Below are 13,433 nucleotides of genomic sequence, written 5' to 3' on the forward strand. Positions count from 1 at the left end.
TTAACACAGTGTGCATAAACAGGTATTAATTTCCTCAAAAATATTCGTTATAATTGTACTGTACGAACTTAATTTAATTACATGGATAATAACTTTTCAGCACAAGTAAAAGAGATTATTTCCTTTAGCAGGGAAGAAGCACTGCGCCTAGGCAACGACTTCATAGGAACGGAGCATTTGCTATTGGGTTTAATCAGGGACGGGGAAAATACGGCCATCAGGGTTTTGCAACGGCTGAACGTGGATTTGTACGAGCTGCGCAAAGAAATAGAACTGGCAGTAAAGGATAAAACCGGTAAGAATATTGCCAATATAAACAGCCTGCCTTTGACGAAGCAGGCCGAAAAAGTAATACGGGTAACCGTATTAGAGGCAAAGTCATTGAAAAGCCCCTTGGTTGAAACGGAGCATTTGATGCTGAGCATCTTGAAAAACAAAGAGAATATAGCTACACAAATATTAAATCAATTTGACGTGGACTACGACATGTTTAAAAACGAAATAGGTATGGTAGGCAGTACAGCAACACCGAAAAGTGAATTCCCAGACGATCATGACGATGAGTTTGAGGACGAAAAAAGAGGCAGTGGCGGGTATCAACAACCCAAAGGCGGCCCTTCTACAGGCAAGCAAGCACCGGCAGCTAAAAGCAAAACACCTGTGCTAGACAATTTTGGCAGGGACATTACCAAAATGGCCGAGGCAGGCACCCTAGATCCCATTATAGGCCGTGAAAACGAAATAGAAAGGGTATCGCAGATACTTTCTAGGCGCAAGAAAAACAACCCCATATTAATAGGTGAGCCGGGCGTTGGCAAAACAGCCATTGTAGAAGGGCTTGCACTGCGAATTGTACAGCGGAAAGTGAGCCGTGTGCTATTTGACAAACGGGTAATTTCTCTTGATTTGGCTGCCCTTGTTGCTGGCACAAAATATCGTGGCCAGTTTGAAGAGCGGATGAAAGCCATTATGAATGAGCTAGAAAAAAATAGGGACGTTATTCTATTTATTGATGAAATTCATACCATTGTGGGTGCAGGTGGCGCGAGCGGCAGCTTGGATGCCAGCAATATATTTAAACCTGCTTTAGCCCGTGGTGAGCTTCAATGCATTGGTGCTTCTACATTGGATGAATACCGCCAGTATATTGAAAAAGATGGGGCATTAGATCGTCGTTTCCAGAAAGTATTGGTAGAGCCGCCAACCGTGGAAGAAACCATACAAATATTAACAAATATTAAAAGCAAGTACGAAGACTATCATAACGTAAATTATGATGAATTGGCTATTGAGGCTTGCGTAAAACTGAGCGACAGGTATATGACAGACCGTTTATTGCCCGACAAAGCAATAGATGTTCTAGACGAGGTAGGTGCTAGGGTGCATTTGAAAAACATCAATGTGCCACAGGAGATTATTGAACTGGAAAAGCAAATTGAAGAAGTAAAAACAGAAAAGAACAAAGTTGTAAAAAGCCAGCGTTTTGAAGAAGCTGCCAGCCTGCGCGACAAGGAAAAACGACTTGGGGAAGAACTGGAAAGGGCAAAAAACACTTGGGAAGAAGACAGCAAGCACAAGCGCTACCCTATAACAGAAGATAATATTGCCGAAGTTATCAGCATGATGACAGGGATACCTGTAAAACGTATGGTGCAGGCGGAAACAGAAAAGCTCCGCCGCATGAACGAAGATATGAGAGGAATGGTGATTGGTCAGGAAGATGCGATTAGCAAAGTAACAAAAGCGATACAGCGTAACAGGGTTGGTTTAAAAGACCCTAAAAAGCCGATAGGTAGCTTTATATTCCTCGGACCTACAGGTGTAGGTAAAACAGAATTGGCAAGGAGCCTTGCCCGCTATATGTTTGATAGTGAAGATGCCTTGATACGCATTGACATGAGCGAGTACATGGAAAAATTCACTGTGAGCCGTTTAATTGGTGCGCCTCCGGGATATGTGGGTTATGAAGAAGGTGGGCAATTAACTGAAAAGGTACGCCGCAAACCTTATTCTGTAATCTTGCTGGACGAGATAGAAAAAGCACATCCAGATATTTACAATATCTTGCTTCAAGTATTGGATGATGGGCAACTGACAGACGGATTGGGGAGGAAGATTGACTTTAAGAACAGCCTTATTATTATGACTTCAAATATTGGGGTACGGCAATTGAAGGAATTTGGTGATGGCGTAGGCTTTGCCACGGCTACCCGTATGCAGAACCAAGAGGAGAACAACAAAGCGGTGATTGAAAAGTCATTGAAAAAAACATTCTCACCCGAGTTTTTGAACAGGATAGACGATGTGGTTATATTCAATTCCCTAACCAAGGAAAATATTTTTGCAATTATTGACATAGTGATGAAAGGCGTTTACAAACGCTTGAGCAACATGGGCTATACCTTAGAAATAACCGACGAAGCAAAGGATTTTATTGCTGAAAAGGGGTATGATGTAAACTTTGGCGCTAGGCCATTGCATCGTGCCATCCAAAAGCATTTGGAAGATCCATTGGCCGAGGAAATATTGAACATGAATGTAAAAAATGGGGATACTTTACTGGCCATATTGGATAAAGAAACCAGTAAAATAAAGTTCGAGATAAAAAGCCCAGAAGCAGCCGCTGCAGAAACAGAGGAAAATGCGAGTGTATAGATAATCATTATTACCGAATAAAATTAAAAAGCCCATGTTCACAGTGAACATGGGCTTTTTAATTTTATCAATGCGCTATTTAATTCCTAAGCGGAAATCTATTTTTTACTCATCTTCAATTAGAACGAAAACTGCTGTGGTGCTAACCAAGACAAGTTAATGTCGTCTGGCACTTTCATTCTTTCAGCAATCCTCTTATAGCGGGCTGCTAAAGTGCAAAGGTATTCCTGAGCCTTGGAAGCACCATCTTTCAAGCCAGTTAAAGTTTCAATTTTCCAAAGCGCTACCAAATGTTCAATGATGCTGGCGTAATCCCAAGTAGTATAAACGCCAATTTTTTGTGTAATGGCAGAAAAATCAGCAAACAAATTAGGGTTCTTGCCACCATGATCCATTAATACTGCCGGCATAGTTATTTGCTTACGCATCATTTTATCAAAAGCTGCTAGGGCACCGTTGGGGTCTATTTCAAATATTTTAGACATAAATGCCTTGTATGCCTTTTCATGCCTTGCCTCATCTCCAGCAATTGTTTTACAAATCCTAGAAAGGTTATTGTCGCCTGCTTTGTCGGCTAATTTGCCCGTGTTTACATGCGAAATTTTTGTAGCCCTTTCCTGAAAAGAGGTATAAACAATAGCCTGGTAAGGATCATTGTTTGTATTAGGGTTAAAGCCATTGTAAATCAATCGGTGGATGGTTTGTTCTACCGCTTTCATATCGCACCTGCCAGATAAATAAAGGTATTTATTCAGCAAGTCACCATGGCGGTTTTCTTCGGCTGTCCATGCCCTAGACCATCTTACCCAACCATTTTCGCTGGTAAGTTCCCTTTCACTGTTTACAATAAGGTTAAAATAAGTTTGATAGCTAGGCAGTGCCTCCTCGGTAATCATGTTGCCAACCAAAGACGTAATAATAGAGTCGGGGATAGTAGCAGAACGTTCCCTCAATTTTATAATTTGGTCTATAGCATCTTCCTGCGTCAAATCGGGCAAAAAATCAGTTGGCTGCCAACACTCGTCTGGGTTTACAAGGTTTGTATTGATTGTTTCGGAAACAAACCCTTCAATCATCCCGATTACCTCCATATTTTTGGATATTTCGTTGCTCTCTGTCTGTTGCATTATTAAAGGTGTATTATAAAAAAATAAAATGGAAAATACAAAGATAGCTTATTAAAAAGTACTTAATGCTAAATGTAAAATATTTAAACTTTATTGTTGATAAATTCTTTTTTTTCTGGCTAGGTATTTATCATGTATTACCTCGCTCATAGGCTTGTTATACACCTTGCTTTCTACCCATGAAATAATATCTAAATAAGCAAAAGCCCTCGTTTCAAAGCGGCTTTTTTCATATTGTTTTATGGTTTGCAGGAAAGCCTCAAACTCAGGTTTCATTTTCCTGGCCGATACATGGAACGAGCGCCGCAAAAATTTAAACATTTCTTCTTCTATCACGGTTAGGTTTTGCATTTTGGCCATGAAACGGTACACCGATTTTATCAGGTACTCTATTATTTCATTATTCCCAAGCTCGTAGTGGGCCATCAGGTGCATAAGCCTCGCATAGCACTGCAAGTCGTTCCTAAGCCCAACTTGGTCATTTATGATCTTTTGCAGGTAATCAATGCAAGTAGCATGGTCGCCATGACCAAAATAAAGCGTGGCAAATTTATAATTGAATACAAGTATGCGATGCCTGTCAACATACAAAGCATATTCTTCTAGTTGTTCTTCTATTTTTTTTATAAGGCACAAACCTTCACTAAAGGTACCTAGCATCAGGTGCTGGTTTATTTTAGCACTATTGATGTATATAAAGGTGTGTATCCTGAAATTATCGTGCTGATTGGCAATTGGCGTAGCAGCAAATGCCTGGAATTTTTTAAGGGTAATGTCAAATTTTTCAAAATTCCTAAGGTCAAAATGGGCATTTAGCAAGTTGTGCATACCTTTTATGTAATGCCCAATTTCCACGGCAATCATATCTTCTTCGGCATCAAACAAATCTATCCATTTCTGGCTGTAGCGGTAATACATCAAAAAATCTTGGCGTATAAAGGCATACCACACATAACTCTGATACAAATACAATTTTTCGTAAAACTCGGCATCTTCATCCAGCGGTTCCAGCAGGTTTTCCTTAAAAAAAAGCTTTACGTCTTTTTCATCCTCCACATTGCGGGCATGACCATTTTTCACATACCAGCCATATAGCAACAAAGCAAGGTTGGAAAGCTTCGTAACTTTTTCTATGTGGGTACATACTTCCACGGCTTCCTCCGCAAGTAGTGCTGTTTTTTCCAGCGTGCTTCGGGTAATATGAAGTGTTTCAATTTTTTTCTCCAGCGCAATAACCTGCGTTAAAAAATTAAATTTATGGTTTGCCCTTGCTATTTCCTTAGCACGTTCCAAAATTTTAAGGCTTTGAAGCTTTAATCCTTTGTTGTACAAAATGCGTGCATGATCTAACTGTTCATTCAGTTGTAAATCAACGTTTTCTGTGCTTTTCAATACCCGGAGGCTAGATAATATTTGTTTGTATAAATGCGTTTTTAAATTGGCAAGCTGGGGCTTTTCTATGGTGGGCAGCTTGCGCAGCAGCATTTTTTCGTCATAGTCGCCCAGTTTATCCAGCGCATCAAAAAGCTGGATGATTTTTAAGTCTTCCTTGGCAGAGCTTCGCTTCACATACAACTTAAAATGCCTCTTTTCAGACTTTTCAAGTGAGTGAATTAGCTGGTATAATATATCGGTTGAACGGTTGGACATCATTAAAAAAATTTCCTGAAAACCAATGGCCGCAAGGATTTTGTTTTAAAACATGCTTAATTGGCATCATTAAATGCAATGTAAGTTGTTTTTCAATACCTGCAAACACAGCTTACATTTGTGTAACAATAACAAAATAAGATTTCATACGGGAAGCAATCGTTAGAAGTGCAAGTATCGTGAGAGGTCAAAGTTTCAAAGAAAGTTAAGCTACTGTAAAAGGCTCAAAGTTTACTTCGAAGAATTTTCATATGGCAAGCAATCGTTAGAGGTCGTCCTGTTTCTACAGGGAGACCCTTTTTTTTAATCGCTATGCAAATATATATCTAAAAAAATACTGCATATTAATTTTGCAAAAAAATATTTAAAAGTTTTCAACCTATTCCTTGATTTTAGAAAAAAGGGACATCGGATGCAAATTTTTTGCTTATAATGCCCATAACTGTTTAATTTTCTTTGGTTCTGATATTAATCTTGGGCATCATTAATATAAATGGCTACAATATAGCAAGCAGAATGCTTTTAGCAGTTGAAAACACTGCTTGGCGTAATAAAATCTAACATAAATTGGGTTTTACAAAACTGAAACCATTACTACATTTGTGTAACAAATAAGAAATAGAAACTTCGAGCAGCAATTAAACCTTTGTAAGGACAAATGTCAGAAGTGAAATTATAGAAGTTATGCTACTTCAAAAAGCTAAAAGTTATTTTTAAGAATTTTCATATGGCAAGCAATCGTTAGAGGTCGCCCTGTTTCTACAGGGAGACCCTTTTTTTTGCCCAAAGCTTTACATCCGACACTTTCCTGCCCAATGTATTAGGTGCAAAAAATTGCACTTATTTTATCCTATTTCCAAACTATTTTACCTTTTACAAGTGTTTTATTTACATTTATTTTCGTTGGACATCAGTATGCTTTTTTGCTACAATTTAATACCCATAGGGCTTTCGGCGTTCATAACAAGGCTTAGGCATCATTAAATAGGCAATAACTTGGCTTCTACTACCTGCAAAAGCATTCTATATTTGTGTAACAAAACAAAAATAATGTTTAAAAGTTATGCTACTTCAAAAGGCCAAAAGTTATTTTTTTAAGAATTTTCATATGGCAAGCAATCGTTAGAGGTCGTCCTGTTTCTACAGGGAGACCCTTTTTTTTTACCCGGAAGTTCAATACTACTTGACAATAATATTTTAACTTTGCCCTATGGTTACCAATGCCGAACGGATTATTTTGTTTGATGGGGTTTGCAACCTTTGCAGCAGCAGCGTTCAGTTTGTTATCAGGCACGATGCAAAAGGTATTTTCAAGTTTGCTTCTTTGCAAAGCAACTCAGGGCAGGTTTTGCTGGCGCAATACCATTTGCCCCAAACTAGTTTCAATTCCTTTGTATATTTAGATAATGGCAGGGTTTATTTGCAATCTTCCGCCGCATTGCAAGTAGCTAGGCACCTAGATGGGGCTTGGTTTTTATTGTATTATTTCATCATTGTGCCACCTTTTATACGCAATTGGGTGTACCGTACCATTTCCAATAACCGTTACAAATGGTTTGGCAAACAAGATGCTTGCTGGCTACCAACCCCCGCATTGCAAAAAAGATTTCTTGATTAGTTTGCCACTAAGGCTCAAAGACCCAAAGCAGCACGAAGAAAAACAATTAAGTAATAGTAATACCAAAACATATTCTCCCTTTAATCCAACTATTCACACAAATCTAGGTTCAGACAATATCCCCGTTTAGACAGTTTTTCTAAATGTAATATTAATTCTTGGCAGCGTTGGCTTAGCCGTTTTGGGTATCTGGTGCAGCCAATGGTGTTGGATAGCCCCTTGCATCAGCAACAAACTATTATCCTTCAATACAATGGAACGGGTCAATTGCTTGTCCTGCTTGTGTTTCAATTGAAAAACACGCTCCCCACCAAAAGATACGGATGCAATGGTAGGGTTTACCCCCAACTCTGGTTCATTGTCGCTATGCCAGCCCATGCTGTCTTGCCCGTTCCTGTACAAATTCAACAAGGCACTATTAAAACGGTGGTTGGTTTTGTTTTCTATCAATGTTTTCATTTCCAACAGCAAGCCAGTAAATGGAACCGGGATATTTACCAGTCCAGAATATTTATACGTTTTCCCTTCTTCGCCATACCAAGCCGTTAACCTTGGGAAGTTCACCTCTTTGCCATACATTTTCATCCCTTCCTGTTTCCACGCAATAGTATTTTGCAATTGGGTAAACCAATCTTCCACTTTTGCCTGCTGAAAAAAATGTTCATACAGGAACATCTCCCCATCACATGGCAGCAAGTTTTCATTTAAGGTATCAAAAATGGGTAACTGCATATATTCAATTCTAATAAAAACAAATAGGGTGTATAAAACTTTTTCGCTTTGTCCTGATACACCCCAATCTATAAAAATCTTATCTTTGTGCTAGAAATGCACTTGATATAAACTACTTACAAAACTAGTGTCTTGGCATCCTAATCGTAGTTCATTTTTTACTAATATTAAGATAGTTGTAGTCTCAAAATTTGGTCTTGTATTTATGGCTTTAAAATAGGCACAAATCAGGCACAAAATGCACATAAATTAAGCACAAAATGAGCGTAAATTACGCATAAAATATGCATAAAATAAGCACAAAATACGCACAAAAATTTGATGTTATTGTTGATAATCAATGGCTTACAAGGGCGGTAATGTTTTTTAAAAAAAACAGATAGAGTAAAAATCCCGCAATAATGGCAAAACTGAAACTATTTTAATATAATACTAGGAGATATCGATATTATTAAAAATACGCAGATGTTGTACTCTTGCCCTGTTACCTTTTCCTTTGGGTAACTTGTTCCGGTCTTATGGGAGGGTGAAGTTGGGCTTGGTCGATTTTTCAATAAAAAAGCGAAAAAGTTTTATGCACCTAACAAATTCGCTATATGGCAAGCTTATGTATTCTCTTTTTGCCTTAAAACTCCTTGCTTCTTTATGTTTTTGAGCCTTTGTAGCAGATAGATAACAAAATTGTTTAACAAGCAAATGAAAGTGTAGTTTTGAATAATTAGAGTATTATAAAATGAACAAAAAAGGCCCCATTATTATTATAGAAGACGATATAGACGACCAAGAAGTATTGGCCGAAATTTTTCTAGAGCTAGATTACAACAATGAAATTATTTACTTTGGAGATGGCGAAAAAGCGCTTGACTATTTACTGAAATCAGATATAGAACCTTTCCTTATCCTTTCAGACATAAACATGCCTAAGTTAAATGGCATTGAGCTAAGGGAAAAAGTACATACCAACGAGGACTTACGGTTGAAATGTATCCCCTACTTGTTTTTCACCACCACGGCAGAGCAAAAATATGTGGTGGATGCTTATTCCAAATCTGTACAAGGTTTTTTTATCAAGCCAAGTTCTTATGAAAAATTAAAACGCACCATTAAAATTATCGTGGATTATTGGGTAGAGTGCGAATCGCCAAACTATATAAAGTAACAATACTATCGTGAGTAGTAACCAACGTTTCACTATCAATAATTACTAATTTATAATTCCTAATTCTGCTTCGTGCATTGGTGGCAGATTAACCAAACTTGCACCTGAGTAGTAACCTTTCCTGTTTGCGTAATCCAGTTTTCCCGATACGGCATCACTACCCATTTACCTCCACCTACTTTCGCCGCACTTAATTATTTATGGCTAAATTATACATGAGAAAAATGGCGATTAGAAAATGGGCAGGCATAGCAGCAATGATGCTTGCAGGAGTAGTAGCAAACGCACAGTATAGGACACAGGCACAGCAATTGGTACTTAGCAATGAAGACTCTTTGCAGGCTGGCATCAGCAGTAGCAAGACAGTAATATCTGGCTATGGCAGTGCCTTTTACCAGCGTGATTTCAATAAAAAGGAATCAACCCTAAACCTAGAAAGAGCGGTATTGTTTGTAGGCCACCAGTTCAACAATAAAATTTCAGTATTCACTGAACTTGAAGTGGAAGACGCAAAAGTTGCTGGCGGGGAAAGCGGGGGCGAAGTTTCCATGGAACAGGCCTATTTGAAATTCAACCTAAACCCTAAACAATACATCATTGCCGGTTTGTTTGTACCCAGGATTGGCATACTAAATGAAAACCACCTGCCAGTAAACTTCAACGGCGTAGAAAGGCCGATGGTGGAGCAAATGGCAATACCCGCCACTTGGCGCGAACTGGGCATTGGCCTATATGGCTCGCTAAACCAATCACCCATAAATTATAGCCTTGCCATAGTAAACGGGCTAAATAGTTCAGGTTTTGAACATGGCACTGGCATCCGTGATGGTCGGGCAGAAGGCAGGAACGCAACGGCAAATAACTTGGCCATAACGGCTTCGCTGCAATCTAGCTGGAAAAATTTTAAGTTCCAAGTTTCAGGCTATGGTGGCGGTACAGTAGGGCTAAACAAAAAAAGCGCATACAGCCTAGGGCTAAACAGCGGTGGTTTTGGCACGCCCATTTACCTTGGCGAAGCCGATGTGCAATACAATAACAATGCATTTTCAGCCAAAGCATTGGGAACTTATATTTATTACCCAGATGCAGGCAAAGTAAATGCTGCTTATTCTAAAAACCTAGCAACTGCCATGTATGGTGCTTATGCCGAGCTTGGTTATAACTGGTTGTACAACAAAAATAACAATCAACAATTCATCAGTTTTGTACGTGCAGAGGTACTTGACCTAAACGCCAGCACACCCGCACCGCCAAAAGCCATTTATGATGGCACTGAAAAACAAACGCATATCATAGCAGGTTTCAGCTACTTGCCCATCCCCAATGTAGTGTTAAAAGCTGATGTAAGGGTGCTGCACACAGGGCAGCAAAACCCCGACTTAGTCATTAACCCCGCTCCTAATGCTTCACCTTATCAACAAAACAATAGTTTTTTAAATATTGGGATAGGATATTCTTTTTAGTTAGGAGTTAGGAGTTATGAGTAAGGAATTCGTTCTAATTCGTGTTATAGAGGTATGTATTAAGAAATTAAAAATCAATATTTGACACAATGGAAAGAAGAAATTTTATAAAAACATCTTGCAATATCTGCCTCTTGGGTGCGGCTGGGGTTTCCTTGCTTGAAATGGCAGGTTGTGGGGCGGCTTATCCTGTGTTTAAAACAGAAGTGCAGAATAAGCAACTGCAAGTGCCATTGTCTTTGTTTGACACAAGCACTACGCAATTTATCCGCCCCAAGGGTTGGTATTATGATATTGCCGTTGAAAAAAAAGATGGGCAGTATTTTGCTTTGTTACTACAATGCACCCATCAAGACAACCAACTAACTGTTAATGGCAGCAATAGCTACCAATGCTCCTTGCACGGTAGCGTGTTTGACAAAGAAGGGAAAGTGAAGAAAGGGCCCGCAGAAAAAGCATTGCATCAATATAAAACGCGGGTAGAAAACAACCAGCTTATTATCAACGTATAAAAATCAAAGATTGAAAAACTAACGTATTTTTGAAAAAACGTATTGTAGTGGCATTAAGCCTTTAACAATTGATTGATTTTACAATCTCGCATATTGCGCAAATGATAAAGTATCCCCTATTCTTTACAATATTAATGACATTCCATTTTGCATTTGGGCAACAGGATACAGGTATAGTAGAAAATAGGGTTATGGAAACCGCAACAAGCAAATTTGTTAGCTGCATCAGCCACGCAGAGATAGAAAGGGGATACGGCAAAACGCTGGCACAACTGCTCAACGAACAGGCAGGCATTGTGGTAAATGGTGCTTATCAGCCAACAGGTACATTGGTATCCATCTACATGGAAGGAACATTAGGGGGCAGGACAATGGTATTGCTGGACGGTGTGCCTATATGGGATCCATCGGGAATCAGCGACTATTTCGACATCAATTTTATTTCCTTATACAATATTGAGCGGATAGATATTTACAGGGGTTCGCAATCTACATTATTTGGCGGGGGGGCAATGGCTGGGGCTATTAATATCATTACCCGAAAGGATAAAACAGAAAAAGCAGTGAACCTGGAAGCAGTCCAAAGTTTGGGTAATGAAAATACCTGGAACAGCCATGTTCAAATCTGGGGCAAACAAAAGAAAATTAGCTATGCGGCCAGTTATTTCAGGTTGCAAACGAGTGGGTTTTCTTATGCAAACGATAGTACAAGCAAACAGGGCTTTGACAAGGATAGTTACAAAGGATATATTGCAAATGCACGTTTGGAATATGCACCATCTGCATATTGGACAATGAAAGCTTATTGCCTCTTTAGTCGTTACAGGGCAGATTCTGACGTGAACGATTTTATTGATGACCCTTACTATTTTTATACCAATAACAACCTTATCACAGGCACAGACTTCAAGTACCATAAAAAGAAATGGCTGGTTGCAGGGAATTACCAATATGGAAGTACAAAACGAGACTACGATTATACCAATTATAGCAGCGAGCATTATGGAGGGAAAACGCATTTTGCAGCATTGTATATGCAGGTTTCCATAGCAAAAAATATCAGTTTGCTAGCCGGTGCAGATTATAGGTATGGGCATTTAGATTATTCCAATTATGATAGCAGCACGGGGCAAGGCACTTCTTTCTACCCTAGTGTATCCCAATATGCTAGTTATGCTAACTTGGGTTATGCCAACAAAGACAGCAGTTTAAACATAGGTTTAGGCGGCAGGTTGAACAAACATTCAGCTTATGGATATACCCATAGTTTTAGCTTTGATGTTGCATACCGCTACCATCATGTGCAGCTATCAGGCAATATAGCCACGGGTTATAAAAATCCAAGTATTTACCAGTTGTACAACGATATAGCTGGTAATGCAGCTTTAAGCCCAGAGCAATCTGTCAGTTACCGCATGTGCATACAACATAAACAGGGCATTTTTATACAGCAACTGCAATTCTTCTACCGCACTATAAACAATATGATAGACTTCAACGGAACAAGTAGTGGCTATAGCAACTATGCCGGACAAAAAGTGGGTGGTATAGAATATGAATGGAAAGTAAAACTATCCCCACATATTTCTTTTACTGGCAATTATACATTCCTATCGGGGAATGAAACCACCAACAGCCGTATCAATTATACCGATACGGTAACCTATACTTATTTAATCCGCAGGCCGAAGCATATAGCCAATATAGGGTTGCACTATACGAGCAGCCATTTCTCAGCAGCTATTACAGGTAGGTATGTAGGTAATTATTACGATGTTGGCTACGGCGAACCAGATTTTGCCATGAAGCATTTTATGGTAGTAAATGCTTATGCCTCTTTTAATATTCAACCGCATTTTTTAGTTTATATGAATGCGCAGAATATTACTAACCATACTTTTTTTGATATTAGGGGCTATAATTCAATCCCCTTATTAATAAATGGCGGAGTTAGGTACATATTGTGAAAGCGATGCGGGTGTTGTTGAGTGAAATCTTTATAACCCATTTTCAGGGGCTCTGCCTGCTTGGTTTTGCTGGGTTTTGACACCCTGAATTTAATTTTTAGGTATTCCTGCATCATAACTCATTGAAATACAGTGCTTTTGTATTTTAAAATATGCATATTTTATGCTTATTTTATGCTTATTTTATGCTTATTTTATGCTTATTTTATGCTTATTTTATGCATATTTCATGCGCATTTTATGCGTATTTTGTGAGTATGGGTGTAGTTCATAATAATGTTTTTTTTGCATGTTAAAAATGAGCCCAACAGGGCATCGAACCAAGGCTATGGCGGCAGGTGGGATTGAACCAACTAAACAAAGAGCCATTTACTACAAAGTTGGGATTGATTTAGGACCTGTGCAAAAAGACAATCCTATATGGGGGCATATTTCCCCATGAGCATCCCAAAATGCCCCCATGGTGGGGGAGACAGGAAGGACAGGGAGACTTTGCAAAGCCTTTGATTTTTAGCCCTTCTGGAATTTGCAAATGACCTAAGCGAACCCA

Annotated in this window: 9 protein-coding genes; 6 read left to right on the forward strand and 3 right to left on the reverse strand. The window is 38.9% G+C overall.

The window, feature by feature from the left end:
* The first annotated feature begins 81 nt into the window (after positions 1-81).
* Positions 82-2,655: an ATP-dependent Clp protease ATP-binding subunit gene (locus ACHFIY_RS07940; protein WP_410845542.1), complete on the forward strand. Its 2,574-nt coding sequence runs from the start codon at positions 82-84 to the stop codon at positions 2,653-2,655.
* A 119-nt stretch (positions 2,656-2,774) separates the two neighbouring features.
* Here ACHFIY_RS07940 and ACHFIY_RS07945 read toward each other — a convergent pair whose 3' ends face one another.
* A complete protein-coding gene (locus ACHFIY_RS07945; RefSeq protein ID WP_410845543.1) occupies positions 2,775-3,782 on the reverse strand; it encodes an acyl-ACP desaturase in 1,008 nt (335 codons plus the stop codon).
* A gap of 90 nt (positions 3,783-3,872) precedes the next feature.
* A complete protein-coding gene (locus tag ACHFIY_RS07950) occupies positions 3,873-5,351 on the reverse strand; it encodes a C1 domain-containing protein (RefSeq protein WP_410845544.1) in 1,479 nt (492 codons plus the stop codon).
* Positions 5,352-6,642: 1,291 nt separating this feature from the next.
* Here ACHFIY_RS07950 and ACHFIY_RS07955 point away from each other — a divergent pair.
* Positions 6,643-7,050, forward strand: a complete 408-nt coding sequence (locus tag ACHFIY_RS07955; protein ID WP_410845545.1) for a thiol-disulfide oxidoreductase DCC family protein — start codon at positions 6,643-6,645, stop codon at positions 7,048-7,050.
* A 126-nt stretch (positions 7,051-7,176) separates the two neighbouring features.
* On the opposite strand, the gene ACHFIY_RS07960 is transcribed toward ACHFIY_RS07955, so the two are convergent.
* Positions 7,177-7,782 (reverse strand): alpha-ketoglutarate-dependent dioxygenase AlkB family protein, encoded by a 606-nt coding sequence (locus tag ACHFIY_RS07960; RefSeq protein ID WP_410845546.1) that lies wholly within the window; start codon positions 7,780-7,782, stop codon positions 7,177-7,179.
* 733 nt (positions 7,783-8,515) lie between these two features.
* Here ACHFIY_RS07960 and ACHFIY_RS07965 point away from each other — a divergent pair.
* The 4 genes from ACHFIY_RS07965 (at position 8,516) to ACHFIY_RS07980 (ending at position 12,883) form a co-directional block, all read left to right on the forward strand.
* Positions 8,516-8,941 carry a response regulator gene (locus ACHFIY_RS07965; RefSeq protein ID WP_410845547.1) on the forward strand — a complete coding sequence of 142 codons (426 nt, stop codon included), beginning with the start codon at positions 8,516-8,518 and terminating at the stop codon, positions 8,939-8,941.
* 224 nt (positions 8,942-9,165) lie between these two features.
* Entirely contained in the window at positions 9,166-10,404 is a 1,239-nt protein-coding gene (locus tag ACHFIY_RS07970; protein WP_410845548.1) for a hypothetical protein, read from the forward strand.
* 89 nt (positions 10,405-10,493) lie between these two features.
* Positions 10,494-10,916, forward strand: coding sequence for a QcrA and Rieske domain-containing protein (locus ACHFIY_RS07975; RefSeq protein ID WP_410845549.1), 423 nt, complete (start codon positions 10,494-10,496; stop codon positions 10,914-10,916).
* Positions 10,917-11,107: 191 nt separating this feature from the next.
* On the forward strand, positions 11,108-12,883 hold the full coding sequence (locus tag ACHFIY_RS07980; RefSeq protein WP_410845550.1) for a TonB-dependent receptor plug domain-containing protein: 1,776 nt from the start codon (positions 11,108-11,110) through the stop codon (positions 12,881-12,883).
* The last annotated feature ends 550 nt before the right edge of the window (positions 12,884-13,433 follow it).

Source organism: Parasediminibacterium schistidii (assembly GCF_046546515.1).
Lineage (GTDB): Bacteria > Bacteroidota > Bacteroidia > Chitinophagales > Chitinophagaceae > Parasediminibacterium.